Source organism: Enterobacter sp. ECC-249 (assembly GCF_043965265.1).
GTDB classification, from domain to species: domain Bacteria; phylum Pseudomonadota; class Gammaproteobacteria; order Enterobacterales; family Enterobacteriaceae; genus Enterobacter; species Enterobacter quasiroggenkampii.
On record NZ_CP143660.1, the window covers coordinates 3,799,546 to 3,826,369 of the forward strand.

General features: G+C 57.0%; 25 protein-coding genes. 4 read left to right on the top strand and 21 right to left on the bottom strand.

Features of this window, described 5'->3' with window-relative positions; genetic code table 11:
- Positions 1-16: 16 nt before the first annotated feature.
- From purF to pdxB, 9 genes are all read right to left on the bottom strand, one after another.
- Positions 17-1,534 (bottom strand): amidophosphoribosyltransferase, encoded by a 1,518-nt coding sequence (gene purF, locus V1587_RS18075; RefSeq protein ID WP_021241570.1) that lies wholly within the window; start codon positions 1,532-1,534, stop codon positions 17-19.
- Positions 1,535-1,567: 33 nt separating this feature from the next.
- A complete protein-coding gene (gene cvpA, locus V1587_RS18080) occupies positions 1,568-2,056 on the bottom strand; it encodes a colicin V production protein (protein WP_000262116.1) in 489 nt (162 codons plus the stop codon).
- A 254-nt stretch (positions 2,057-2,310) separates the two neighbouring features.
- On the bottom strand, positions 2,311-3,009 hold the full coding sequence (gene dedD / locus V1587_RS18085) for a cell division protein DedD (protein WP_045908737.1): 699 nt from the start codon (positions 3,007-3,009) through the stop codon (positions 2,311-2,313).
- Positions 2,999-4,267: a bifunctional tetrahydrofolate synthase/dihydrofolate synthase gene (folC, locus tag V1587_RS18090; protein WP_371897345.1), complete on the bottom strand. Its 1,269-nt coding sequence runs from the start codon at positions 4,265-4,267 to the stop codon at positions 2,999-3,001. Before folC ends, dedD begins: the two co-directional genes overlap by 11 nt.
- Before the next feature lie 70 nt (positions 4,268-4,337).
- Entirely contained in the window at positions 4,338-5,243 is a 906-nt protein-coding gene (accD, locus tag V1587_RS18095) for an acetyl-CoA carboxylase, carboxyltransferase subunit beta (protein WP_023312564.1), read from the bottom strand.
- 154 nt (positions 5,244-5,397) lie between these two features.
- Entirely contained in the window at positions 5,398-6,057 is a 660-nt protein-coding gene (locus tag V1587_RS18100; protein ID WP_045327886.1) for a DedA family protein, read from the bottom strand.
- 28 nt (positions 6,058-6,085) lie between these two features.
- Positions 6,086-6,898 (bottom strand): tRNA pseudouridine(38-40) synthase TruA, encoded by an 813-nt coding sequence (truA, locus tag V1587_RS18105; protein WP_023312566.1) that lies wholly within the window; start codon positions 6,896-6,898, stop codon positions 6,086-6,088.
- A complete protein-coding gene (locus V1587_RS18110) occupies positions 6,898-7,911 on the bottom strand; it encodes an aspartate-semialdehyde dehydrogenase (RefSeq protein WP_395314438.1) in 1,014 nt (337 codons plus the stop codon). The genes truA and V1587_RS18110 overlap by 1 nt, the downstream gene beginning before the upstream one ends.
- Before the next feature lie 67 nt (positions 7,912-7,978).
- Complete coding sequence (gene pdxB / locus V1587_RS18115) at positions 7,979-9,115, bottom strand: 4-phosphoerythronate dehydrogenase PdxB (protein ID WP_371897347.1); 1,137 nt, start codon at positions 9,113-9,115, stop codon at positions 7,979-7,981.
- Positions 9,116-9,228: 113 nt separating this feature from the next.
- Here pdxB and flk point away from each other — a divergent pair, with 113 nt between their 5' ends.
- Complete coding sequence (gene flk, locus V1587_RS18120) at positions 9,229-10,233, top strand: flagella biosynthesis regulator Flk (RefSeq protein ID WP_371897348.1); 1,005 nt, start codon at positions 9,229-9,231, stop codon at positions 10,231-10,233.
- Positions 10,234-10,323: 90 nt separating this feature from the next.
- Here the strand turns inward: flk and V1587_RS18125 are convergent, their stop codons facing one another.
- Together V1587_RS18125 and fabB are read right to left on the bottom strand one after the other, a co-directional pair.
- The gene (locus V1587_RS18125) at positions 10,324-11,502 is read right to left on the bottom strand and encodes an MFS transporter (protein WP_371897349.1); all 1,179 of its coding nucleotides are present in this window, start codon (positions 11,500-11,502) and stop codon (positions 10,324-10,326) included.
- Positions 11,503-11,710: 208 nt separating this feature from the next.
- A complete protein-coding gene (gene fabB, locus V1587_RS18130) occupies positions 11,711-12,928 on the bottom strand; it encodes a beta-ketoacyl-ACP synthase I (RefSeq protein ID WP_023336433.1) in 1,218 nt (405 codons plus the stop codon).
- A gap of 158 nt (positions 12,929-13,086) precedes the next feature.
- Between fabB and mnmC the strand changes: the two genes are divergently transcribed.
- Entirely contained in the window at positions 13,087-15,084 is a 1,998-nt protein-coding gene (gene mnmC, locus V1587_RS18135) for a bifunctional tRNA (5-methylaminomethyl-2-thiouridine)(34)-methyltransferase MnmD/FAD-dependent 5-carboxymethylaminomethyl-2-thiouridine(34) oxidoreductase MnmC (RefSeq protein WP_371897350.1), read from the top strand.
- 63 nt (positions 15,085-15,147) lie between these two features.
- On the opposite strand, the gene V1587_RS18140 is transcribed toward mnmC, so the two are convergent.
- The 6 genes from V1587_RS18140 to prmB are packed head-to-tail and all read right to left on the bottom strand — an operon-like array spanning position 15,148 to position 19,696.
- On the bottom strand, positions 15,148-15,423 hold the full coding sequence (locus V1587_RS18140; protein ID WP_167211729.1) for a YfcL family protein: 276 nt from the start codon (positions 15,421-15,423) through the stop codon (positions 15,148-15,150).
- A 13-nt stretch (positions 15,424-15,436) separates the two neighbouring features.
- Positions 15,437-15,982: an elongation factor P hydroxylase gene (locus V1587_RS18145; RefSeq protein WP_371897351.1), complete on the bottom strand. Its 546-nt coding sequence runs from the start codon at positions 15,980-15,982 to the stop codon at positions 15,437-15,439.
- A complete protein-coding gene (locus tag V1587_RS18150) occupies positions 15,982-16,791 on the bottom strand; it encodes a sulfite exporter TauE/SafE family protein (protein WP_008502609.1) in 810 nt (269 codons plus the stop codon). The genes V1587_RS18145 and V1587_RS18150 overlap by 1 nt, the downstream gene beginning before the upstream one ends.
- Complete coding sequence (gene mepA, locus V1587_RS18155) at positions 16,791-17,615, bottom strand: penicillin-insensitive murein endopeptidase (protein ID WP_024908935.1); 825 nt, start codon at positions 17,613-17,615, stop codon at positions 16,791-16,793. Before mepA ends, V1587_RS18150 begins: the two co-directional genes overlap by 1 nt.
- Before the next feature lie 2 nt (positions 17,616-17,617).
- Entirely contained in the window at positions 17,618-18,703 is a 1,086-nt protein-coding gene (aroC, locus tag V1587_RS18160; RefSeq protein ID WP_371897352.1) for a chorismate synthase, read from the bottom strand.
- A gap of 60 nt (positions 18,704-18,763) precedes the next feature.
- Complete coding sequence (gene prmB / locus V1587_RS18165) at positions 18,764-19,696, bottom strand: 50S ribosomal protein L3 N(5)-glutamine methyltransferase (RefSeq protein WP_008502612.1); 933 nt, start codon at positions 19,694-19,696, stop codon at positions 18,764-18,766.
- Positions 19,697-19,841: 145 nt separating this feature from the next.
- Here prmB and smrB point away from each other — a divergent pair, with 145 nt between their 5' ends.
- Positions 19,842-20,393 (top strand): endonuclease SmrB, encoded by a 552-nt coding sequence (smrB, locus tag V1587_RS18170; protein ID WP_371897353.1) that lies wholly within the window; start codon positions 19,842-19,844, stop codon positions 20,391-20,393.
- Between the two features lie 45 nt (positions 20,394-20,438).
- On the opposite strand, the gene sixA is transcribed toward smrB, so the two are convergent.
- The 4 genes from sixA to V1587_RS18190 all read right to left on the bottom strand — a co-directional run bounded on the left by sixA (position 20,439) and on the right by V1587_RS18190 (position 25,114).
- Entirely contained in the window at positions 20,439-20,924 is a 486-nt protein-coding gene (sixA, locus tag V1587_RS18175) for a phosphohistidine phosphatase SixA (RefSeq protein ID WP_032659231.1), read from the bottom strand.
- Between the two features lie 210 nt (positions 20,925-21,134).
- The gene (fadJ, locus tag V1587_RS18180; RefSeq protein WP_371897354.1) at positions 21,135-23,282 is read right to left on the bottom strand and encodes a fatty acid oxidation complex subunit alpha FadJ; all 2,148 of its coding nucleotides are present in this window, start codon (positions 23,280-23,282) and stop codon (positions 21,135-21,137) included.
- The gene (gene fadI / locus V1587_RS18185; RefSeq protein WP_032666638.1) at positions 23,282-24,592 is read right to left on the bottom strand and encodes an acetyl-CoA C-acyltransferase FadI; all 1,311 of its coding nucleotides are present in this window, start codon (positions 24,590-24,592) and stop codon (positions 23,282-23,284) included. Before fadI ends, fadJ begins: the two co-directional genes overlap by 1 nt.
- 237 nt (positions 24,593-24,829) lie before the next feature.
- The gene (locus tag V1587_RS18190; protein WP_023336445.1) at positions 24,830-25,114 is read right to left on the bottom strand and encodes a YfcZ/YiiS family protein; all 285 of its coding nucleotides are present in this window, start codon (positions 25,112-25,114) and stop codon (positions 24,830-24,832) included.
- Positions 25,115-25,486: 372 nt separating this feature from the next.
- On the opposite strand from V1587_RS18190, the gene fadL reads away from it, so the two are divergent.
- Positions 25,487-26,809 carry a long-chain fatty acid transporter FadL gene (fadL, locus tag V1587_RS18195; RefSeq protein ID WP_371897355.1) on the top strand — a complete coding sequence of 441 codons (1,323 nt, stop codon included), beginning with the start codon at positions 25,487-25,489 and terminating at the stop codon, positions 26,807-26,809.
- Positions 26,810-26,824 lie beyond the last annotated feature (15 nt).

Here is a 26,824-nt window from a genome sequence, read left to right on the forward strand (position 1 = left end):
CTCACTTGCCGGAGCATCAACCTTCGTTGTGCATCTCTAAGCTTTCGAGATCGTTCTGCAGCTGGACGGCTTTAGCGTCGTCATTGCGCAGCGAATCAAGATAGTCGAGGTACTGCTGGTCAACGTCTTTGGTCACGTAAATGCCGTTGAACACGGAGCATTCAAACTGCTGAATTTCCGGATTCTCGGCACGTACCGCGTCGATGAGATCGTTCAGGTCCTGGAAAATCAGGCCGTCGGCACCGATGATCTGGCGGATTTCATCCACTTCACGGCCGTGAGCGATCAGCTCGTTGGCGGTTGGCATATCGATGCCGTACACGTTCGGGAAGCGAATCTCCGGCGCAGCAGAGGCCAGGTAAACTTTCTTCGCACCCGCTTCGCGCGCCATCTCGATAATCTGCTCAGAGGTGGTGCCACGAACGATGGAGTCGTCCACCAGCAGAACGTTCTTATCGCGGAATTCCGCGCGGTTGGCGTTCAGCTTGCGGCGCACGGACTTACGGCGCAGATGCTGTCCCGGCATGATAAACGTGCGGCCAACGTAGCGGTTCTTCACGAAGCCCTGACGGTATGGCTTATCCAGAATGCGGGCGATCTCCAGCGCGATATCGCAGGAGGTTTCCGGGATAGGAATCACCACGTCGATGTCCAGATCGTCCCACTCGCGGGCAATCTTCTCGCCCAGCTTGGTGCCCATGTTGACGCGCGCGCTGTAGACGGAAATCTTGTCGATGAAGGAATCCGGACGGGCAAAGTAAACGTATTCAAACAAGCACGGGTTGCTGACCGGGTTGTCGGCACACTGGCGGGTAAACAGCTGGCCCTTCTCGGTGATGTAAACCGCTTCGCCCGGCGCCACGTCGCGCAGGAATTCAAAGCCCAGGGTATCCAGCGCCACGCTTTCAGAGGCAACCATATATTCAGTACGGCCATCGCCGAGGTCGCGCTTGCCGAGCACCAGCGGACGAATGCCGTTTGGATCGCGGAAGGCGACCATACCGTGACCGATGATCATCGCAACGCAGGCGTACGCGCCGCGGATCTGACGGTTTGTCGCGGCAATCGCGGCAAAAATGTTGTCTGCTTCCAGCGGATAGTGACGGAAGTTATCCAGCTCGCTGGCGAACACATTGAGCAGGATTTCAGAATCAGAGGTGGTGTTAATGTGGCGACGTTTCTCTTCGAACAGCTTTTTACGCAGCTCATGCGCGTTGGTCAAATTGCCGTTATGAGCAAGGGTGATGCCATACGGTGAGTTGACGTAGAAAGGCTGTGCCTCCGAGGCGCTGGAACTGCCAGCAGTAGGATAACGAACGTGACCGATCCCCATATTACCTTGCAGACGCTGCATATGGCGGGCTTCAAACACATCGTTTACCAGGCCATTCGCCTTGCGTAAACGGAAGCAGTTGTTTGCATCAATGGTGATGATACCCGCAGCATCCTGCCCACGGTGCTGAAGCACCGTTAACGCGTCATAAATCGACTGGTTTACCGGCATGAAACCGGCGATACCGACAATACCGCACATTCGTCTTTTCCTCGTTAAGCCACATCTCAGGGTTTATGCCCTGGGCAAAAAACTCGACGAGCTTTGCAGATAGTCAAAGAACCATCTGATGATGAAGCTGAACTCTGGAATGAGCTGCGATTTCTGCCAGTCTTCGCTTTTGGAGAACCCGGTGAAGGTATCCAGGAAGAACAGGATCGCGGCCACAATCAGCACGCCTCGTAACGCCCCGAAACAGATCCCGAGCACCCTGTCCGTTCCTGACAGACCGGTTTTCTCGACCAGCTGACCTATCACGTAATTCACGATAGCGCCGACAATCAGCGTTGCGATAAACAGCACCGCGATGGCAATTCCGTTTCGGACCAGTTCATCTTCAAAGCCCGTGAACCAGACAGACAGGTAAGTGTAGTAATGACTGGCAACAAAGAAAGCACAACCCCAGGTTACCAGCGATAACGCTTCACGAACAAAGCCACGGATCAGGCTAACCAGACAGGAAAAACCAATCACCGCAATGATGGCGTAATCAATCCAGACCATATGTGTCCCACGATTTAACGCCCTGTCATCCAGTTCGGGGCGAATTCTAACAGAAAAAGAAAACGTTTGCGTAGGGATTTCCTTCCCGCGCGTAAATAAAAAAGGCGCTGAAAAAATGTTCAACGCCCCCGGTCCTTTTGACGTTTCTTTGAACGTCTGCTCTCCCTCCCCCCAGCCCTCTCCCACAAGATAGAGGGAGCAAATCGTCCCCTCTCCCCTCAGGGGAGAGGGTCAGGGTGAGGGGCAAGATCTTATCAGTTTGCGCTGTAGCCCATCACCACACCGCTCAGGCCGGAGATCTGCTTCAGCTCACCCAGCGACCCTTTCAGTTTGTCTTTAGACGCTTCTGGCCCCACGAGGATACGCGTAATTTTACCCTGCACCGGCGTGGAAGGTGAAGTGTAAACACGATATCCCGCACTGCGCAGTTTGCTCACGACCTCGTTGACTTTATCGGCATTTTTCAACGCTCCGAGCTGCACCACGTAGGCTTTCCCCGTTGGGGCAGCAGCGTCCTGCTGCGTCGGTTTTGCTGGCGGAGGCGTCTCTGACGCCGCGGCGAGCTGTTCTGCTGCTTTATCACGCTGCGGTTTCGGCTGCGGCTTCTCAACCGGCTTCGGTTTTTCAACCGGTTTAGGCTGCTCGACCGGCACAGGATCGATATCGCTGTTGCTCGTGGCCGCCAGGCGAGACGGATCGAGCGACGGTGCGGCGGCATCGCCCGCGCGCACCTCTTCCGCCGCGCCTTCCGGTGGCTGAGCAGGCAGCGCCTGCGTCGCCGCGGGCAGCATATCCGGCTCATCGCGGTCACCCGGTTTAGGCACCAGCGGAATAGCGGCAAACTCATCCTGATAATGCTTTTTCTGCCCGTCGAGCAGGCCCGGGAGAATAATCACCCCGAGCGCGACCAGCACAATGGTTCCTGTTAAACGGTTCTGAAACTTACTCGCCACCGGTTCTCCCCGCGTCCATCACTTCCATGACATGTGCCACCGTGTGGAATGACCCACACACCAGCACGGTATCTTCTGGTTTAGCATCCGCCATCGCGGCATGCCAGGCCTGAGCCACGCTACTATAGATTGCGCCTTTGCCGAGATGTTCCATCAGCTGCTCAGCCGTCGCGCCGCGCGGCCCCTCCAGAGGAGCACAATACCAGCTATCGACCACACTCTCCATGCAGGCCAGCGTCCCGCCGATATCTTTATCATGAAGCATACCGATAACCGCCAGCACGCGCCCGGTTTTTGGTAACGATTTGAGACGTCCCGCGAGGTACGCCGCCGCATGCGGGTTGTGCGCCACGTCCAGAATCAGGCGCGGTGACTCGCTGACTATCTGGAAACGGCCGGGCAGAATCGCGTTTTGTATGCCGTCGCGGATTGCCTGCTCGCTCACCGCTAATCCGCTGGCGCGCAGTGCAGCCAGCGCGGTGGCCGCATTCGGCTGCGGAACCTGCGGCAGCGGCAGGTTGTCGAGCGCGCCCTGCGCGTCGCTAAAGCGCCAGCCGTTGCCCTGAACCTCATACTGCCAGTCAACGCTGCGGCGCAGCAGCTGCGCGCCCTTCTCGTTTGCTACGTCAGCAATAGTGTGCGGCATATCCGGTTCGCCGACCACGGCGGGTTTATTTGCGCGGAAAATACCGGCCTTCTCGCGGCCAATGCTTTCACGATCCGGCCCCAGCCAGTCGACATGGTCCAGCGCGATGGAAGTCACCACCGCCACGTCCGCATCCACGATATTGGTCGCATCAAGACGTCCGCCGAGGCCAACCTCAAGGATCACCACATCCAGCTGCGCCTGTTTGAACAGCCACAGGGCCGACAGGGTACCGTATTCAAAATAGGTTAATGAGATTTCACCGCGCGCGGCTTCAATTTCTGCGAACGACGCCGTATGCGCGGATTCCGGCAGCTCGCGGTTCTGTACGCGAACCCGCTCGGTGTAGCGCACCAGGTGCGGAGAGCTGTAAACGCCAACTCTGTAACCGGCCGCCATCAGGACGGATTCCAGCGTGCGGCAGGTCGTGCCTTTACCGTTGGTTCCCGCGACGGTGAACACGAAAGGCACCGGTTTGAGCACGTCAAGACGCGCCGCAACCTGGCTTACGCGCTCAAGCCCCATATCGATGGTTTTACTGTGCAGGTTTTCCAGATAAGAAAGCCACGCGGCCAGGGGCGACGTGGCTTGGGGAATGCTTTTATTTTCCATAATGCCCGGTTGTCATTAACAGATTAGAAAGCAAAAGGGCAGCGCCAACCGGCCCTGCCCTTTTCAGTTATCAGGCCTCGGGTTCCTGATCCGGTACCACCACGCCTTCGCGCGGTTCATCCGGGTTCGGCGCTGGCAGATTCATCAGCTTCGCCAGGATGCTCGCCAGCTTCAGGCGCATTTCCGGACGGCGGACGATCATATCGATGGCGCCTTTCTCGATGAGGAACTCACTGCGCTGGAAGCCCGGCGGCAGTTTTTCACGAACGGTCTGCTCGATAACGCGAGGACCGGCAAAGCCGATCAGCGCTTTTGGCTCAGCGATGTTCAGATCGCCCAGCATCGCGAAGCTCGCGGAGACGCCGCCCATGGTTGGGTCGGTCAGCACGGAGATATACGGCAGACCGCGCTCCTGCATCTTCGCCAGCGCAGCAGAGGTTTTTGCCATCTGCATCAGCGACATCAGCGCTTCCTGCATGCGCGCACCGCCGGAGGCAGAGAAGCAGATCAGCGGACAGTTGTCTTCCAGCGCCTGCTCAACGGCACGCACGAAGCGCGCACCGACCACGGAGCCCATTGAGCCGCCCATAAAGGAGAACTCAAACGCAGCGGCAACAGCCGGCATCCCGTGCAGGGTGCCTTTCATGACGACCAGCGCGTCTTTCTCGCCGGTCTCTTTCTGTGCAGAGGCCAGACGATCTTTATATTTTTTGGAATCGCGGAACTTCAGCACGTCTTTCGGCTCGAGTTCGCTACCCAGCTCTACCAGAGAGCCTTCGTCCAGCAGGCTATGCAGGCGGTTGCGCGCCGACATACGCATATGGTGGTCACACTTCGGACACACCTCAAGGTTGCGCTCCAGCTCTGCGCGATACAGAACCTGGCCGCAGCTATCACACTTCGTCCATACCCCTTCAGGAATGCTCGCTTTGCGAGTTGGGGTAATGTTGCTTTTAATTCGTTCAATCCAGCTCATTGATAACCTTTCTGCCTGAACCTGGTCGTATGCCAGTTTTGCTATAAGAGGCGAATAATGCCATTTTTGCCTCCAACAGACCATGAATGTTGCACATTAAAACATAACAGCCCGAAACTTTGGATAAAAAAGTGGTCGAACCGCCAGCGTGCATTTACTTCGCTTGCTTTGCCGCCGCACGTTTGTGACGAATGATTTCGATAACGCCCGGCAGTACGGAAAGCACAATAATCGCTACAATCAGCAACTTAAGGTTTTCCTGGACGATCGGAAGATCGCCAAAAAGATAGCCTGCATAGGTAAACAGCAGCACCCACAGCAGCGCCCCCACGACGTTATACATGGCAAAATGACGATAGGACATATGCCCCATTCCCGCCACAAACGGTGCAAATGTGCGCACAATAGGCACAAACCGCGCAAGGATAATGGTTTTTCCGCCATGGCGTTCATAGAACGCATGGGTTTTGTCTAAATAGCTGCGACGGAAAATTTTCGAATCAGGATTGCTGAAAAGTCGCTCACCGAACACTCGTCCAATCGTATAGTTAACCGCATCACCGACAATAGCGGCAATCACCATCAGCACAACCATAAGATGCACGTTCAGATCGTTAGTGGGTAACGCCGATAGCGCGCCGGCAACGAACAGCAGTGAATCCCCTGGCAGGAATGGGGTAACGACCAGTCCGGTTTCACAAAACAGAATGAGGAACAGAATGGCGTAAACCCAGACGCCATACTGCGCGACCAGCTCCGCCAGGTGAACATCAATATGCAGAATGAAATCAATCAGAAAACGTATTACGTCCATATTGTCTAAGCCCTAATTGCACCTTTGTTTAGTCCGCTAAAAACAGCGGGCCCATTGGCGGTTTCGGCAGGTCAAACCGATCCGGATAGTCTACCGAGACCAGATACAACCCTTCCGCTTTCGCCGTAGCTGCCGCAAGCGTTCTGTCCTTCGCTGCAAGCAGGTCTGCAATCCAGCTCTCCGGCTGGTGTCCGGCACCCACTTCCATCAGGCTGCCCACAATATTCCGAACCATATGATGTACAAAGGCATTGGCTTTGATATCCACCACCACATACGCGCCAAAACGGCTGACGTTTATGTGCATGACGTTGCGCCACGGCGTACGGGACTGGCACTGCACCGCACGAAACGACGTAAAGTCATTTTCACCAATCAGACACTGCGCCGCGCGATGCATACGTTCTGCATCAAGCGGTTCATAAAAATGCGTCACGCCCTGGCTTAATACCGCAGGACGCAGGCGCTGGTTGTAGATGACATAACGGTAGCGACGCGCCGTGGCGCTAAAGCGCGCGTGAAAATCATCCGGCACAGCTTTTACCCAACGCACCGCAATGTCACCAGGCAAATTCGCATTTACCCCCAGCGTCCAGGCGGCATCCTTACGCACGGCGGTGGTTTCAAAGTGCACCACCTGCCCCGTGCCGTGAACACCCGCGTCCGTACGTCCTGCGCACAGGACGTTAATCGGCTCGTTTGCCACTTGAGAGAGCGCTTTCTCCAGCTTCTCCTGGACGCTGCGCACTTCGTTCTGACGCTGCCAGCCATAATATTTACTGCCATCGTACTCAATTCCGAGAGCAATTCTATGGACCGGCTTTTGTTCCACATCTGACATCAGTACAGGTACTCCTGCACCAGTTTTTCGGCGATTTTGACCGCCATCAGCGCGCCGCCAAAGCGAACGTTGTCGGCAACGGACCAGAACTGAACCTGTTCCGGCATGCCGTAATCGTTACGCACGCAGCCAACGGAAAGATGTGCGCTACCGGTGGCATCGCCAACCTGGGTCGGGAACTCACTCTCTTCAGAGAGCACGATGTCTTCACCGCGGCCAAACGCGTCGCGCGCCTCTTCCGCGGCCAGCGGACGCAGGGCTTCAAAGCCAACCATCTGCGCGTGGCCGTAAAAGACCGGGGACTGCACGACGTTCGCGGAGATCATCAGGCCATCGTCCTGCAGAATTTTACGCACTTCATCGACGATACGGCGCTCTTCGCGCACGGAGCCCTCGCGGTCCGGCAGCAGCGGCAGCATGTTGAACGCCAGCTGGCGGCCAAAGAAATCATCTTCGTCAATCGGGATACCGTTCAGCAGCTTCGCGCTCTGCCCGGCCAGCGCGTCAACGGCCTTTTTGCCGTTCGCGGACGCGGACAGCAGGCTGGTAACGGTAATGCGCGACAGGCCGCCGTCGTCGATCAGCGGCTTCAGCGCGGTCAGCAACTGGCTGGTCAGGCTGTTCGGCACCGCAATGACGTTACGGTTGCGGTAGTCAGCCAGCACAAACGGGTTCACGTCCGGTACCACCAGCGGCACATCCGGCTCCATGGAGAACAGTCCGCTCAGGTCGATCACCAGGCAGCCTGCGTTGGTCGCCTCTTCAACGTACGCCGCAGTGGCTTCAGTACCTGCGGCGAAAAACGCCAGTTGCGCCTGCGTCCAGTCGAACGCTGCCGCGTCCTGGACCATGACGGATTTACTGTTAAAACGCAGATGCTCACCTGCACTGTCGGTACGCGCCAGCGCATAGATGTCGCCCACCGGGAACTGACGCTCAGCAAGGGTTTCGAGCAGGGCTTCGCCCACGGCACCGGTGGCACCTAAAATGGCAATGTTCCAGCCTTCAGACATGGTGGTTTACTCCAGAAATAAAAAAGCGTCCCTGTCGGAGTATCCGACAGGGAGCATTAAGAAGACATTAACGTGCCGGGTGATGAACGGCGTTAAACCCCAGCTTATGCAGCAGCGTCGCCGTCGGGGCGTCGTCGCATATTACATACAGGGAAGACCACTCGCGGCGCTCAACGTAGTTCTTGCGCAGCTTATCAAACTCACCCGGGATCCCCGCCACTTTACGCAGCAGCGCATCATCGCGGCGCACATCATACACCAAATGCACCAGCCTTTTCAGCGTTGCCTGATCGAGCGGGCCGTGCAGGGTAATGCGGCCAAATTCAGGCGCCGGGAGTAAGGTGTCCAGCGCTACCTGCTGCGGATGACCGATAAAAGCGCTGTAGGCCTCGAAGACCTGCGTCGTGCCGCGCGCTTTCCCCTCAAGGGTGTAACCTGCTATATGCGCCGTGCCCACGTCCACCTTGTTAAGCAACTCAACGTTGAGATCCGGCTCCGGCTCCCAGACGTCCAGCACCACGCTGAGGTCTTGTCCTTCGTTCAGACACGTCAGCAGCGCGGCGTTATCGACTACCGGACCACGACAGGCATTTATCAGAATAGTGCCAGCCTTCAGACGACGGATCAGCGCTTCGTCAGCAAGATGCAGCGACCTATACGGCCCCTCTTTAAACAGCGGCGTGTGGAAAGTTAGCACGTCACACTGTTCAACCAGCTCGTCCAGCGAGCGGAAATCCCCGTCATCACCGTTGTCTTTGCGCGGCGGATCGCACAGCAGCGTGCGGATCCCTAACGCTTCCAGGCGCTTTTGCAGGCGCCCGCCGACGTTACCCACGCCGACAATCCCCACGGTGCGGTCTTTCAGCGCAAAACCGTCGCGCTCGGCCAGCATCAGCAGGGACGAGAAAACGTATTCCACGACGGCAATGGCGTTACAGCCCGGCGCGGCGGAAAAACCGATTCCAGCCTGCGCCAGCCATTTATCATCCACATGATCGGTCCCTGCCGTTGCGGTTCCAACGAACTTAACCGCCTTACCGGCGAGCAACGCCTCATTTACTTTGGTCACCGAGCGCACCATCAGCGCGTCTGCGTCATCCAGTTCGTTGACCGGGATCGGGCGACCAGGGACAGCCTTAACGTTACCCAGGCGGCTAAACAGCTCGCGGGCGTAAGGCATATTTTCATCAACGAGGATTTTCACGTCTGAGTACCTGTTTGAGAGGAAGAAAACCTGCCAAGTGTGCCATAATCTGGCCGCCAGGCATATACGTCTGCCAGGTTTACGCTGAGTTTTGACTTTAAGGATTTTTGACGATGCAGCCCATTTCAGGTACGCCGCCACGCCCTCCGGGTGAAGGCCCCGTCACGCCAAACGTTGCCGGTGAACAACCGCTATCCACGCAACAGCGCACCGTGCTGGAGCGACTGATCACGCGCCTGATTGCGTTGACTTCGCAGCAAAACGCGGAAGTCTGGGCCGGTGTGAAGCATGATTTAGGCGTGAGGAACGATGCACCGCTGCAGTCGCGTCATTTCCCCGCTGCCGAGCAAAATCTGAACCAGCGTATTACGACCGCGCAGCAGAACCACACCACGCGCCAGATTGTTTCTCAGCTGACGGAGCTGCTGGGCCAGGGAAATAATCGCCAGGCGGTGAGTGATTTTATTCGCCAGCAGTATGGTCAGACCGCGCTGGGCCAGCTGACGCCCGATCAGCTTAAAACGGTGCTGACGCTGCTGCAGAACAATGAGCTGTCGATTCCGCAGCCGCAGGTGCGCCCGGCGACCGAGCGTCCGCTGCTCCCCGCCGAGCATAACACGCTCAAGCAGATGGTGACCAAGCTGGCTGCGGCCACCGGCGAACCGACGAAGCTTATCTGGCAATCCATGCTGGAGCTGTCCGGCGTGAAGGCGGGTGAGCTGATCCCGGCCAAACAGTTTACCCATCTGGTGACCTGGCTCCAGGCGCGCCAGACGCTTAGCATCCAGAGTGCCCCTACCCTGCATACCGTCCAGGCCGCGCTGAAACAGCCGCTTGAGCCGCACGAGTTTGAAGTCATCCGGGATTACGCCCAGCAAAACTGGCAGGCCACGCCGCAAACGGTACTGACCACCGCGCAGGTGCAGGATCTGCTCAACCAGATCTTCGTTCGCCGCGCCGAGCGTGAGGGCGGCGTGCCGGAGGTGAGAAACATTCAGCCGATCTACAGCCCGCTGTTTGCGCCAGTCGTCGAGACGTTCAGAACGCTCTCTGCGCGTCCAGGACTGATGTTTATTGCTCTACTGATTGCGCTGGCTATTTTCTGGCTGGTTGCCTGAGATTTTGCCCGGTGGCGCTGCGCTTACCGGGCCTACAACGGCTCGAACCGTAGGCCGGGTAAGGCACAGCCGCCACCCGGCAATAACGGCTCAACTCCTGCGAAACGCCACCAGCGTCACCACGATCCCAACGACCGCGGAAACCGCACCGGCCAGGAAGACGGACGGATACCCAAACGAGGTGGCTAACACCCCGGCCAGCGGCCCGGTTATTCCGTATGAGATATCCTGAAACGCCGCATAGCCGCCCAGCGCCGTGCCGCGCACCTGTGGGGCCACGCGCTTCACGACTTCAACACCGAGCGCCGGGAAGATCAGCGAACAGCCGCAGCCGGTCAGCGCCGCACCCAGCAGCGCAACGGATGCCACGGGTGCATTCCACAGCAGCAGCAAACCCACGGTCTCTATCATCAGCGACGCTACCGCGACCTTCACGCCGCCGAAGCGATCCGGCATCCAGCCGAAAAGCACGCGCATCAGCACAAACGCGCCGCCAAACGCGGTAAGCGTAAAACCAGCCATCGCCCAGCCGCGGCTCATAAAGTAGAGCGAGACGAAGGTACCAATCACCGCAAAACCCACGCCCTGCAGCGCCAGGCCAAGACCCGGCTGCCAGATTTGGCCGACCACGCTCCACAGGGAAGGACGCTCGCCTTTGTGCGCGGGCACCTTACGCACCGAGCCGTTAAACGCCCACGCCAGCAGGGGTAAAGCCATCGTGGTGGCGGCCAGCGCCGCAAACCCAAACTGGCTATTGATCAGCAGCCCAAGCGGCGCACCGGCAGCCAGCGCACCATAGATGGCCATACCGTTCCAGGACATCACCTTGCCGGAACGAGCTGGCCCCACCAGCCCCATTCCCCAGGTCAGGGTACCGGTCAGTAGCTGGCTTTCACCGAAGCCAAGAATTAAACGGCCCAGCACCAGCAGCGCAAATTTATACGCGGCGTCTACCGGCAGAAGAGCCGCCAGCAGCCAGGCGCCGCCCGCCAGCCCGCAGGCAAACATCCCCTGCAGCGCCGAGCGTTTGGCACCATGCTGATCCGCCAGTCGTCCGGCGTATCCGCGGGTCAATACCGTGGCTAAAAACTGAATGCCCACGGCAATGCCGACCATGGTGTTGCCATAGCCCAGCTCCTGATGAACGAACAGCGGGATCACCGGCAGCGGCAGGCCAACGGTCATATAGGTCAGAAATACCGCAAAGGCGATACGGAACAGCGAGACGTTCGCTGAAGGAGTTGTTTCTGTTTGAGTTACTGCAGTCATGCTTTACTCCAAAATGAAGAGTAAGGCGGGGAAATGCCACGCCCCCTCTACCTGATTATCAGGATTAAGGTGCGTTGGTTGACGTTAAACGCTTACGCATTATCGTGAGGATAATGTTGAGGGGTGAAGTTTGCCTGTGAGATCAGCTGCTTGTCAATGCATAAAAAAAGGGAGCCTTATGGCTCCCCTTCTGAATCAAACATAAAACTTATGCTTTCAGCTTACGCATGACCAGCGTGGCGTTGGTGCCACCGAAGCCGAAGCTGTTGGACATGACGGTAGTCAGCGTCGCTTCCGTTGGTTTGGTCACGATGTTCAGGCCAGCGGCCTGCTCGTCCATCTCATCAATGTTGATGCTTGGAGCGATAAAGCCGTTTTCCAGCATCAGCAGAGAGTAGATCGCTTCCTGCACGCCAGCCGCACCCAGAGAGTGACCGGTCATGGCTTTGGTCGCAGAGATTGCCGGGCTGTTGTCGCCGAAGACTTCACGGATCGCACCTAGCTCTTTCACGTCGCCTACCGGAGTAGAGGTACCGTGGGAGTTCAGATAGTCGATTGGGGTGTCAACGCCGTGCATCGCCATCTTCATGCAGCGCACAGCGCCTTCGCCGGATGGCGCAACCATGTCGGCGCCGTCAGACGTAGCTCCGTAGCCCACGATTTCAGCGTAGATGTGCGCGCCACGTGCCAGGGCATGCTCCAGCTCTTCAACCACAACCATGCCGCCGCCGCCCGCGATAACGAAACCGTCACGGTGCGCATCGTAGGTACGGGAAGCTTTATCCGGAGTTTCATTGTACTTGGTGGACAGTGCGCCCATGGCGTCGAATTCACAGGCCATTTCCCAGCCCAGCTCTTCGCCGCCGCCAGCAAATACGATGTCCTGTTTACCCAGCTGGATCTGCTCAACAGCATTACCGATACAGTGCGCGGAAGTCGCACACGCGGAGCTGATGGAGTAGTTCACACCGTGGATTTTGAATGGGGTCGCCAGGCATGCGGAAACCGCAGAACCCATGGCTTTAGTAACCACGTACGGACCTACTGCTTTCAGACCACGCGGGCTACGCATTGCGTCAGCGCCGAATACCTGCGCTTTAGATGAACCGCCGGAACCGGCGATCAGACCCACGCGCGGGTTGTTCTGATAAACCTCTTCGCTCAGGCCGGAATCTTTGATCGCTTCCTGCATGGAGAGATAAGCATAAATAGAGGCATCGTTCATGAAACGAACCACTTTGCGGTCAATCAAACCGGTGGTGTCCAGTTTGACGTTACCCCATACGTGGCTACGCATACCTGAATCTTTAAACTCTTCAGAGAAAGTGATCCCGGAGCGTCCTTCACGCAGAGATGCCAGGACTTCCTGCTGGTTATTACCGATGCTGGAAACAATGCCCAGGCCAGTAATCACTGCACGTTTCATTCAATACCTCTGTAAGTCGCACTATAGTAAGTTTCGAGTCGCACAATAGCGTACACTTGTACGCCGAACAAGTCCGATCAGACATTTTCTGCGGAAATTTGCACCGATGGACTCACATCGTTAAGATCGTGCCACTGCCTGTCAGACGAGTAACTTACGTGAAACAAAACGCTATACAACCCGCCAACCTCGAATTCAACGCTGAGGGTACACCTGTTTCCCGAGATTTTGATGACGTCTATTTTTCTAATGATAACGGACTCGAAGAAACTCGCTATGTTTTCCTCGACGGAAACCAGCTCAGCACCCGCTTCCCGGAGCATCCGCGGAGCCTGTTTGTGGTCGCGGAAAGTGGATTCGGCACCGGGCTGAATTTTTTAACCCTCTGGCAGGCGTTTAACCAGTTTCACGCTGCACACCCTGAGGCTACGCTACAAAGATTACATTTCATCAGTTTCGAAAAATTCCCGCTTACCGCGCACGATCTGCGGCTTGCCCACCAGCGCTGGCCGGAGCTTGCGCCCTGGGCGGAGCAGCTTCAGGCGCAGTGGCCGCCCCACATCGGCGGCTGTCACCGCCTGATGCTGGACGATGGACGCGTGACGCTGGACTTATGGCTCGGCGACATCAACGATCTGACCGACAGGCTCGATGACTCGATGAATCAGAAGGTCGACGCGTGGTTCCTGGACGGTTTTGCCCCCGCCAAAAACCCGGACATGTGGAGCCAGCATCTGTTTAACGCGATGGCGCGGCTGGCGCGCCCTGGCGCAACGCTTGCCACCTTCACCTCGGCGGGCTTTGTCCGCCGCGGGCTGCAGGAGGCGGGCTTTACGATGCAGAAGACCAAAGGCTTTGGCCGCAAGCGCGACATGCTGATCGGCACAATGAAGCAGACGCTGGATATCCCCGCTCAGGCGCCCTGGTTTGCACGCCGCGCCAGCGCATCACGTGAGGTGGCGATAGTCGGCGGGGGGATCGCCAGCGCCCTGCTGTCTCTCGCGCTTCTCCACCGCGGCTGGCAGGTCACGCTCTACTGTGCTGACGATGCGCCAGCAAACGGCGCGTCCGGCAACCGCCAGGGGGCGCTTTATCCGCTTTTAAGCGCGCATGACCCGGCCCTGTTCCGGTTTTTCCCGGCGGCGTTTACCTTCGCACGTCGCCTGTATGACGCGCTTCCGGTGTCGTTCGACCATGACTGGTGCGGCGTCACGCAGCTCGGCTGGGATGAAAAGAGCCAGCAGAAGATCGCGCAGATGCTGTCGCTGGGCCTGCCTGACGAGATTGCCCGCGCGGTAAGTGCTCAAGAGGTGGCAGACACCGCTGGCGTGGAAACCGGGTGTGGGGGCATTCAGTATCCGCTCGGCGGCTGGCTGTGCCCGGCTGAACTGACCGCGTCGGTAATTGCCCTGGCGAAGTCGCGCGGGCTGACGGCGCATTATGCTCACAAGGTTGAATCGTTAAGCCGGGCAGAACGCTGGAATCTGCGTTTTGCGGATGGCAAAGCCGTAAGCCATGCCAGCGTTGTGCTGGCAAACGGGCATCACATCACCCAGTTTATCCAGACAGAAACGTTGCCGGTTTATCCGGTCGGCGGCCAGGTAAGCCATATTCCTTCCGCGCCTGAGCTCGGCAAACTGCGCCAGGTGCTGTGCTATGACGGCTATCTGACGCCGCAAAATCCGTCTAACGGCCATCACTGCATCGGGGCCAGCTATCATCGTGGCGAAACGGATATGCACTACAGCGAAGCGGATCAGGCGCAGAACCGCCAGCGCCTGATTGACTGTTTCCCGGAGGCGGCATGGGCGAAAGAGGTTGACGTCAGCGCCGGAGACGCGCGCTGCGGCGTTCGCTGTGCCACCCGCGATCATCTGCCGATGGCGGGAAATGTGCCGGACTATAAGGCAACGCTTGAGGTCTATCAGGATCTTGCTGATAACCGGGATAAAGCGGTAAGCGCGCCAGTTTATCCAGAGCTGTTTATGCTGGGTGGATTAGGGTCTCGCGGGCTGTGTTCGGCACCGCTGCTGGCTGAAGTGTTAGCCGCGCAAATGAGCGACGAGCCAATTCCGCTGGACAGGGTTACGCTTGCGGGGCTGAATCCGAATCGCTTGTGGGTACGAAAACTGCTGAAGGGGAAGAAGGTTAAGTAGGGTGCGGTCTGGTGCCCTCACCCTAACCCTCTCCCACAGGGAGAGGGAAGAGAAGGCGGCGGCTTAGCGTTTAGCCTGCTGGAACAGGTTGTCCCACATGCCCAGCACCAGAGACTGGTCGCGCGGAGAGAGCTCCCCGGCCTGAATGGCTTTCTCCAGACTGCGGGCCACTTCGGCGTGAACGGCGTCAGCAGAGTGATCGTCACCTGCTTCCAGCTCGGCTACCGCGAGCGTCAGGTGACCACGCAGATAACCGCTGGCGAACAGCTCATCATCACTGGCGTGTTCCACCATGTCATCAATTAACGCCAGAATGCGTGATTCAAATTCTGCGATCATCTTCTTTCCTCTGTTAAAGATCTTCCGGCCAAGGGAAGCATTCCGCCGCGATCGCCGGCGTGTGGTAATAATTCTGTAAGGCCTCGATCAGGCGCGCCGGACGTTCCGGGATGCCTTTCTCAAGATATTCCATCACCTGCGCATGCACGCGGCGCTGGAAGACGATACGGTCTGGCTCGAAGTCGCCTTCGAGGTTATCGCAGCTGACGTTGAACGGAAAACCCGCCGCGACGCAGAATAGCCATTCCAGCGCCTGCGGTTTCACTTCCACATCTTCAAACTGGCCCTGCGTAGCGGCGTCACGCCCGTCCGGGCAGTACCAGTAACCGAAGTCCACCAGCTCGCGCCGCGCTTTCCCCGCAATGCACCAGTGCGAAATTTCGTGTAAGCCGCTGGCATAAAAGCCGTGGGCAAAGACTATACGGTTATACGGAACCTCTTCATCAGCAGGAAGATAGATCGGTTCGTCGTCGCCTTTAATCAGACGGGTATTAAAATCGTCAGCAAAACAGCTGTCGAAAATCTCAATCAGCTGTTCGTATTTATGCGTACTGTTCATTAGTGCATCCCCAACCAGGTGAGGATCTCCTGTCCATGGCTGTCATAAAGAAGTTTGGCGCTCATTACGGCCGAGACGATGACGATCATCGGGCGAATAAGCTTTTGTCCTTTGCTTAACACCAGACGCGAACCCGCGCGTGCGCCCAGGAACTGCCCTGCCATCATCACAAATCCGGTTGCCCAGATAACCTTGCCGCCAATGATAAACAGCAGCAGGCCGCCGACGTTCGAGGTCGCGTTGAGCACTTTGGCATGAGCGGTCGATTTGGCGAGGTTAAACCCGGCAAGCGTCACGAACGCCAGCGCGTAAAACGAGCCTGCCCCCGGTCCGAAGAAACCGTCGTAAAAACCGACGCAGCCACCGGCAATCAGGGCAAACGGCAGACCGTGCAGACGACGCTGGCGGTCTTCTTCACCGAGCTTTGGCATCAGCAGGAAGTAAAGCCCGATGCAGATGACCAGAACCGGCAGGATCTGGCGCAAAATATCCGACTGCACGTGCTGAACCAGCAGCGCGCCCGACGTGGAGCCGATAAAGGTCATCAGGATATTAAGCTTCTGGTCGGCCAGGCTCACCACCTTGCGGCGGATAAAATAGAGCGACGCCGAGAGCGAACCGCCGCAGGCCTGCAGCTTATTAGTGGCAAGCGCCTGCGCCGGGCTCATGCCCGCCGCCAGCAGCGCGGGAACGGTTAACAACCCGCCGCCGCCCGCAAGGGCATCGATAAAACCAGCCAGCATGGCCACAAAGAACAGCACCACCAGCAGCAGCGGTGACACCATAAACAGATCGACAAAATTATCCATTAAAGTACATGCTCATCCAGTAGCGCCTGGCAGGAAGGCGGCAACGGAGGCGGTGTCTTCTTCTCAGGCTTAGAGGTTCCAGGTTTTGCCGGTTCAAACCAGCTTTGCAGTTCCGCACCGCAGCCATCGCCTGGCGGCGGAAGCGGCTGATCTTCACATTCCAGGCTATTCGCCGGGCAGCGCAGGCGAACGTGCATGTGCGCACGATGCTGGAACCACGGGCGCACTTTGCGCAGCCAGTCGCGATCGGTTCCGGCATCAAGGCAGAGCTGCTGCTTGATGGCCGGGTTAACGAAAATCCGCGTGACGTCGTTATCTTCTGCCGCCAGCTTGATCATGCTGGATACGTCCCGCGTCCACAGGGACGGCACAACGCGCTTGCCGTCGCTCGCCACCAGATCCAGCGCCTGCGGTTTCAGCAGTTGGGCGGAGGTCCAGCGCGTTTTCGGCAGCTGCAGGAAGATATCGACATCCAGTCCGGTCTGGTGACTGGCGTGTCCACCGTTAAAACGACCGCCGGCAGGCATCCCCATATCGCCAATCAGCATCGTGCCGAGCCCAAGGTTATGTACCTGGTTTCCTAGTCGCTGAATGAACAGCACCAGGTCAGGGTGGCCGAAGTAACGACGCTGGTCGGTACGCATCACCTGATAGGTATCAGATTGCAGCGGAAGTTCCTGCGCGCCCACGATACAGCCGTTTGAGAAAGCGCCGATCGACTGCGCGCTCCCCGCCACCGGATGGGTGATTTTTTGCCATGGCGTCGCGGCCAGACTGGCTCCACTGGCGAGCAGCGCCAGCAGAGCAATTGCGGTTTTTTTCATGTTTACCAGCGTGGAATGGTGGTCGTCACATCCGCATTCTGCGCGCGCTGGCGCAGGAAGTGATCCATCAGCACGATCGCCAGCATCGCTTCTGCGATCGGCACCGCGCGGATCCCCACGCACGGATCGTGACGTCCTTTGGTGATCATCTCAACTTCTTCGCCATCGCGGTTAATCGTGTGGCCCGGCACAGTGATGCTGGAAGTAGGCTTCAGCGCGATGTTGGCAATAATCTGCTGCCCGCTGCTGATACCGCCCAGAATGCCGCCCGCGTGGTTGCTCTGGAAGCCCGCCTTCGTGATCTCGTCACGGTTCTGGCTGCCGCGCAGGGATACCACGTCAAAACCATCGCCAATCTCAACGCCCTTCACCGCGTTGATGCTCATCAGCGCGTGGGCGATGTCGGCGTCGAGACGGTCAAATACCGGCTCGCCCCAGCCTGGCGGGACGCCGTCGGCCACGACGGTAACTTTCGCCCCGATGGAGTCGCCCTCTTTTTTCAGGCCGCGCATCAGTTCGTCCAGCGCTTCCAGCTTGTCGGCATCGGCGCAAAAGAACGGGTTTTGCTCGACCAGATCCCAGTCTTTGATCGCCAGCGGAATGTCGCCCATCTGGGTCAGGCAGCCGCGGATAACGATGCCAAATTTCTGCTGCAGGTATTTCTTAGCAATCGCCCCTGCGGCCACGCGCATCGCGGTTTCACGCGCGGAAGAACGTCCGCCGCCGCGATAGTCGCGGAAACCGTACTTTTGTTCGTAGGTGTAGTCGGCGTGGCCCGGACGGAAGACGTCTTTGATGGCGCCGTAGTCCTGGGAGCGCTGATCGGTGTTTTCGATCAGCAGACCAATGCTGGTCCCGGTGGTGCGGCCTTCAAAGACGCCGGAGAGAATTTTTACCTGGTCCGGCTCGCGACGCTGCGTGGTGTAGCGAGAGGTACCCGGGCGACGACGGTCGAGGTCGTGCTGTAAATCGGCTTCGGTCAGTTCGATGCCTGGCGGTACGCCATCAACGATACAGCCCAGCGCCAGCCCGTGCGACTCGCCAAAGGTGGTCACGCGGAATAACTGTCCAATACTGTTTCCTGCCATCACGGCTCCGATGTTGTTGTTTGTGTTTGAGCGTTGTGAAACGGGCCGAAGCCCGCTGGATTAATCTTTATAGATGCTGAAGTGTTCGCGCGCGTCGAGCAGCTGCGCTTTGGTCAGCATAAAGACGCCGTCACCGCCGTTGTCAAACTCAAGCCAGGTGAACGGCACATCCGGGTACTGCTCTATCAGATGTACCATGCTGTTGCCCACTTCACAAATCAGAACGCCGTCGTCGGTCAGATAATCCGGCGCGCAGGCCAGAATGCGGCGCGTCAGCTTCAGGCCGTCAGAGCCTGACGCCAGACCCAGCTCCGGCTCGTGACGGTATTCGTTCGGCAGATCGGACATGTCTTCCGCATCAACGTACGGCGGGTTGGTAACGATCAGATCGTACTGCAGCGTCGGCAGATCGCGGAACAGGTCAGAGCGAATTGGCGTAACGTGATGGATCAGCCCATGCTCTTCGATGTTGTGCTCGGTCACGGCCAGCGCGTCGGTGGAGATATCGACGGCGTCTACTTCCGCTTCCGGGAAGGCGTAAGCGCAGGCGATGGCGATGCAGCCACTGCCGGTACACATGTCCAGAATGTGCTGCGGCTGATGGCCGATCAGGCCTTCAAAGTGGTTGTTAATCAACTCACCAATCGGCGAGCGCGGCACCAGCACGCGTTCATCGACATAGAACTCATGGCCGCAGAACCAGGCTTTGTTGGTCAGATAGGCGACCGGAATGCGCTCGTTCACGCGGCGGATCACGCGCTCAACGATGCGGTGTTTTTCGCTGGAGGTCAGGCGCGCGGTGCGCATGTCTTCCGGAATATCCAACGGCAGGTAGAGGGACGGCAGCACCAGCTGCACGGCTTCATCCCACGGGTTATCGGTACCGTGACCGTACCAGATATTGGCGGCGCTGAAGCGGCTAACCGACCAGCGCAACATGTCCTGTATGGTATGCAGCTCGTTTACTGCTTCATCGACAAATATTTTATCCACTCTTTCCTCCAGGGCATGCTCGCATAATTTTCGGCGGCTAGTTTGCCATGAAGACGGCGATAAATCAGCAATGACGCGTCTCGCTTGAGGTTAAAAAATGCGTTTAGTCGGGTACACTATCGGAAATACGAGATGAGAATGACGAATGAAAAAGAAAACATCGCTCAGCGAGGAGGATCAGGCGCTCTTCCGACAGCTAATGACCGGGACGCGTAAAATCGCGCAGGACACCATTGTCCATCGCCCGCAGCGTAAAAAAATCAGCGAAGTACCGGTCAAACGTCTGCTGCAGGAGCAGGCGGATAACAGCCACTATTTTTCAGATGAATTTCAGCCGTTGCTCAATACTCAGGGTGCGGTGAAATACGTACGCGAAGACGTCAGCCATTTTGAGCTGAAAAAATTACGTCGCGGAGATTATTCGCCAGCGCTGTTTCTCGATCTGCACGGTTTGACCCAGATGCAGGCGAAACAGGAGCTGGGGGCATTGATTGCCGCCTGTCGTCGCGAACATGTTTTCTGCGCCTGCGTGATGCATGGCCACGGTAAACATATCCTCAAGCAACAGACACCGCTGTGGCTGGCTCAGCATCCACACGTGATGGCGTTTCATCAGGCACCGAAAGAGTACGGCGGAGATGCCGCATTGCTGGTGTTGATTGAAGTGGAAGAGTGGCAGCCGCCAGAGTTGCCCTGACAGAATGGCGGGAAGCACATTGCCCCCGCCATATCGCACGTCACGTCAGATGGCTTTTGCCATCTTCAGGTTGCACGGACTCATTTGCCAGTTGAAGACACCTTTGCCCGTTTCGTCGAGAGAAACATTGGCAATGGCGGATGTCGTGAACATCGGCGGAGTCTCGCCCGGGCAAAGCTCAGATACCAGATAGCCAACCAGTGGCAGGTGGGAAATGACCAGCGCGGAAGCGACACCTTCATTGCACAGCGCCTGAAGATAAGCGCTGACAAGACCTACATCGCCACATGGGGTGAGTTCAGGGAGAACATCCACACTGGTCGGCAGGTTCATACATTCACCCACCACATCCAGCGTCTGTTCTGCACGCAGGAATGGACTCACCAGAACGCGTTCGATGTCCACTTTTTGACCGTTAAGCCAGGTCGCCATCAGACGAGATTCGTCGCAGCCACAGACGGTCAAAGGACGTACTGAGTCACTGGCGGCATCGAGTGCCGCGTCGCCGTGACGCATGATAAAAACTTGCATATTGCACCGCTTTTGTTAACCAGAATCACCGGCGTTAACTACCCGCGATAAATGCTAAAGAGGTAGAAAACCCGATGGCCGGGCATTGTGCCTGATCCATTCGGTGAATGAAACGCTGTTTTTTACCTCAATGGCGTAAGTATAGTCAATCTCTGTTTACAAAATCGCCAGAACAGGTCCATTCACTTCAGGATTTACCCTTCTTTGACCTCAGCTTACGAGGACAGTTTCCCTTGCAGGCCAAAATGTCTGGCCGAGTTCCGCCATCTGCAATAATTCGTCACACGGCGTAAACCGGGGACCATATTGCGAAGCCAGACGTTGCAGGATTGCAACCACTTCACCCGCGCCGAGCGTATCCATGTAACGGAACGGGCCGCCAAGGAACGGCGGGAAACCAATACCAAATACCGCGCCGATGTCGCCATCGCGTGCACTCTTGATCACCTGCTCACCAAAGCAGCGCGCCGCTTCATTGAGCATCATCATCACGCAGCGCTCAGCGCACTGAACGGCGGACAGTTTTCCCTGACCTGTGGTCGAAATGAGTCCATATACCGAAGGGTCGACCTGTTTCCTGCTTTTACGCCCTTTCGCGCCGTAAAGATAGAAACCGCGTTCATTTTTTCTGCCTTTGCGATCGTCCTTCAAAATCGCAGAAACAATGTTTGCAGGTGGGCTAAAACGATCGCCATAGGCGGCTTCCAGCACTGGTATAATTTTAGTGCCGGTGTCTATTCCCACCTCATCCAAAAGTTGGATTGGGCCAACGGGGAAACCAAACTTTACCAATGCCTCATCGACGTGCTCGATTTTCTCCCCTTCCGTCAGCAACCGCATTGCTTCATTAATGTAGGGAGCCAGAATGCGGTTGACGTAGAAGCCAGCTTTGTCCGCTACCACAATCGGGGTTTTACCCTGTTTTTTCGCCAGCTTCACCACGGTGGCAACAGTTTGCGGACTGGTCGTCGCGTGCGGAATAACTTCTACCAGCGGCATTTTTTCGACCGGGCTAAAGAAGTGCAGTCCGATTACCTGCTCCGGACGCGCGGCTTTCGCCGCGATATCGCCAATCGGTAATGACGACGTATTGGAGGCAAAAATGGTATGCGGGGCGCAATGTTGCTCAACGTCTGCCACCATCTGCTGCTTAAGCGCCAGATCCTCAAACACGGCTTCAATCACCAGATCGCGATGCGCAAAACCGCTGTAATCCGTCGTACCGGAGATCATCGCCAGGGTTTTATCACGCTCGCTTGCTTTGATATGGCGGCGCTTGACCTTTTGATCAAGGTTCTGCCAGCTGTACTGAAGCGCGTGGTTGATCCCCTTAGGATTAATGTCCTTGATTCGTACAGGTAATTTGCCTTTGCTGGCGGTAACAAAAGAGATTCCGCCGCCCATGAGCCCCCCACCCAGTACGCCAATGGCACGCAGCGGCGCAGGCTGCGCCTCGCTGCCGGGATCTTTTTTCACGTCCGTGCTGGCGAAGAAGATGCTGCGCAATGCCTGAGACTGTGGCGTCATCGCCAGTTCGCCAAAGGCTTTGGCCTCCGCGGCATAGCCGCTGCTGCTTCCCTGCGCCAGCCCGGTCTCGATCACTTCCAGGATCCGCTTTGCCGCCGGGTAATTGCCTTTGGTTTTTTGTTCGGTCTTTTTGCCCACCATGTTGAACAGGAGCGTTCTTCCCAGCGGGCCGGCCAGCACGCGCTCACGAACCGGCAGAGGACGTCTTGCCTGACGCCCTTTCAGCGCAAGCTCAACGGCGGCCTCCAGCAAAATAGACTGCGGCACGACGTCATCGACCAGACCGGCTTTCAGCGCCTGACGGGCACGCAGCTGTTTACCGGTTAAGATCATCTCCAGCGCCGTGCTCACGCCCACCAGGCGCGGCAGCCGTTGCGTTCCGCCGGATCCAGGCAGCAGCCCCAGCTGCACTTCCGGCAGACCCAGAACGGTTTTCGCATCGTCAGTACAAATCCGGCTGTGACAGGCCAGCGCCAGCTCAAGCCCACCGCCCAGACAGGCACCGTGGATCGCGGCAATAACCGGGATCGGCAGGCCGTTGATCTCCGCCATCACCTGCTGCCCCTGACGCGCCAGCTCTTCGGCTTCCAGAGCGCTTTGCGTCCGGGCGATCATGTTGATATCCGCGCCGGCGATAAAGTTATCGGGTTTGGCAGAGATAAACACCAGGCCGCGAATGGCTTTGTTCTCGCGGATCTGCTTTAGCATCGCGCGCACCTGAACGCCAAATTCGGCCTTCAGGGTATTCATCTTTTCATCAGGCACATCAATAGTGATAACGGCCACGTTATCGAGGCGAACCGTCAGATTAAATGCAGATGGCATATCCATTATTCAGCCTCCAGAACCATTGCTGCGCCAAGACCACCCGCCGCACAGGCGGTTACAAGGCCAAACCCGCCGCCACGGCGACGGAGTTCATGTAATGTTTGCGTGATCATTCGCGCGCCGGTGGCGGCAAACGGATGACCATAGGCGATAGAGCCGCCAAGCACGTTGAATTTACTCTGATCCACTTCGCCTGTGGCATGGGCGCGGCCCAGCACATCGCGCGCGAAACGCTCGCTTGCCAGCAGCTGGACGTTTGCCAGGGTTTGTGCAGCAAACGCTTCGTGCATATCAATCAGGGTTAAATCAGCCAGCGTCAGCCCCGCTCGCTCCAGCGCCAGCGGCGTAGACCACGCCGGACCTAACAGCATGTCCTGCCAGACATCAATGGCGGTGAAAGCATAGCTGCGTAAATAGCCCAGGGGAGTAATGCCCAACTCCTTCGCACGGGATTCGGTCATCAGGATCACGGCGGCGGCCCCGTCCGTCAGTGGCGTACTGTTTGCTGCCGTCACGGTGCCGTGCTTGCGGTCAAACGCCGGGCGCAGTTTTGCGTAATCCGCCAGCGTTGAGGTGCCGCGAATATTGTTATCTTCGGCAAGCGGTTCTCGATAGGGAGGAATATAGGCGGTCATGACCTCGTCGGTCAGCTTGCCTTCCGACCAGGCTTTTGCCGCAAGCTGATGCGAGCGATGCGCCAGGGCATCCTGTTGTTCACGGGTGATGCCGTAGGTTTTCGCCATCTGTTCGGCGGTATCGCCCATGCGCAGGCCGGTAGAATATTCCGCTACGGCAGGGGGGACAGGCATGAGATCGCGCAGACGTAAACGCGAGAAGAGTTTGAGTTTCTGGCCCGTCGTACGGGCTTTGTTAGCATCGACCAGGATACGCGCCAGCTTTTTACTGACCCCAATCGGCAGTACCGAAGAGGAGTCCGCTCCCCCCGCTATCCCGGCGCGAATGGTACCCGCCATCAGGCTTTCGGCGACGTTAGCCACGGCCTGGAAGCTGGTTGCGCAGGCGCGGCTGACGCTGTAGGCGTCGGTATGAACATTCATCCCGGTACCGAGGACGATTTCACGCGCGATGTTGGGAGCTTCAGGCATCTGCACGACCTGACCGAATACCAGCTGTTCAATGACCTCAGGCGGAATTTCGCTGCGAGCCAGCATCTCCCCCACTACCATTTTCCCCAGATCGACGGCCGGTATGCCATGAAACGCCGTTGCCTGACGCGCAAACGGCGTGCGCAACCCACTGACTATGGCAATGCGATCGCCCTGACGGGTAATAAGCGGTAATGCCTGACTCATAACACTCCCCTGTAAAAAAATTTTCGCAAACATAAAGTGGTCTGACCTGATAATAGTCTTAACCATTTTTTTACATTCAGCCAATCGGGGAAACGAAAAAGTGCGAGCTAAAACACAGAGAAGAAAAAGAAAATGCCCCGAGGTAAAAGCAAAACGGTAACCCGTAGGTTACCGTTTTTAGTGTTTGCTCCCTCTCCCGTGGGAGAGGGCTGGGGTGAGGGCACCAGACCGCAGAAATTAGCGCAGGCCTAACTGGAAAATCAGCGTTTCTGCTTCGCAGGCGAAGACAAAGTCGATGTCCAGCTTCACGCCGCCTTCCACTTCGGTAAAGGTCGACTTGATTTCACACGGATCGGATTCAACGTCACGCGCACGCTTGCTCAGCGCGGCCAGGGTCTCTTCCGCTTCGGCGCGGTTGGTGAACACACGGCTGTAAGACGCGGTACAATCGGTGTTGTCCATGATGGTCCCAACATCCATACAGCAGCAAACCGGGGTTTCATCAGCACTGCATTTACTCATAGCTCAATTTCCTCTGTATTCGCGCAGCGCGCGAGATAGACACGATGCTGATATTTTACGCCCCGACGCGGGTGCTCTCCAGCCGTTAATGGCGCAAAAACGGATAAGTGACCAATATCACACTAAAAAATGATCTAAAACAAAAACCACCCTTTTGGGTGAGTCGCGATGGTCACAATTTTGCCAACCAGATCTCGTTTCGCGAAACATGTTTGAAAATATTAATAAACAAACTTGCAACATTCAGGCTGGTCGGACCTATACTCTGGCCACTGGTCTGATTTGTCTGTCATACCTCAGACCCTACACTTCGCGCTCCTGTTACGGTATGTAACAAATATTGAATAAAAATAACTCAATGAGGTTATGGTCATGAGCCAGAAAACCCTGTTCAACAAGACTGCGCTGGCAGTCGCAGTGGCACTCGTCTCCACTTCCGCATGGTCAGCGGGCTTTCAGTTAAACGAATTTTCTTCCTCTGGCCTTGGCCGCGCGTATTCGGGGGAAGGTGCGATTGCGGATGATGCGGGTAACGCGAGTCGTAACCCCGCGTTGATCATGATGTTTGATCGTCCCACTTTCTCTGCCGGTGCTATTTTTGTCGATCCGGGTGTTGATATCTCGGGCCGTTCTCCGACAGGTGCCAATCTGAAATCGGATAATATTGCCCCAACGGCATGGGTTCCAAACATGCACTTCGTGGCACCGATCAACGACCAGTTCGGCTGGGGTGCGTCTGTGACCTCTAACTACGGTTTAGCAACCGAGTTCAATAACGACTATGCAGCCGGGGCGTTTGGCGGTAAAACCGACCTGGAAACCCTGAACCTGAACCTGAGCGGTGCTTACCGTCTTGATAATCACTGGAGCTTCGGCGTTGGCTTTGACGCTGTGTATGCTAAAGCGAAGATCGAACGTTACGCGGGCGACCTGGGTAAAGTCGTTGCTGGCTCAGGTGCGCTACCGCCAGCCCTGGCACAGCGAGTGGCTGGTATCCCGGCAGACACTCAGATCGCTTATCTGAAGGGCGACGAATGGGGCTTTGGCTGGAACGCCGGTATCCTCTATGAACTCGATAAAAACAACCGTTACGGCTTTACCTACCGTTCCGAAGTAAAAATCGACTTTGATGGAGATTACAAAAGCAGCCTCCCTTCTGCCTATAACCAGATCCTCGGCAACTTCGGCCTGCCGATGGGTACCAATGGCCAAACCACTGGCGGCTCTCTGAGCCTGCACTTACCAGAAATGTGGGAGTTGTCTGGTTATAACAAAGTGGCGCCACAGTGGGCGGTTCACTATAGCCTGACCTACACCAGCTGGAGCCAGTTCCAGGAGCTGAAGGCGACCAATAGCAACGGCGACACGCTCTTCTATAAAGATGAGAGCTTCCGTGATGCATACCGCATCGCGCTGGGGACCACCTACTATATGGATGACAACTGGACATTCCGTACCGGTATTGCCTTCGATGACAGCCCGGTACCTGCCGACAAGCGTTCCATCTCTATTCCGGATCAGGACCGCTTCTGGCTGAGCGCAGGTGCGACCTATGCATTCAACAAAGATGCCTCTATTGATGCGGGCATCTCTTATATGCACGGTCAAAAAGTTCACTTCAAGGAAGGTCCGTATGAATTCTCTTCCGAAGGTAAAGCCTGGCTGTACGGCATGAACTTCAACTACGCGTTCTAATCGCACTGGAATCAA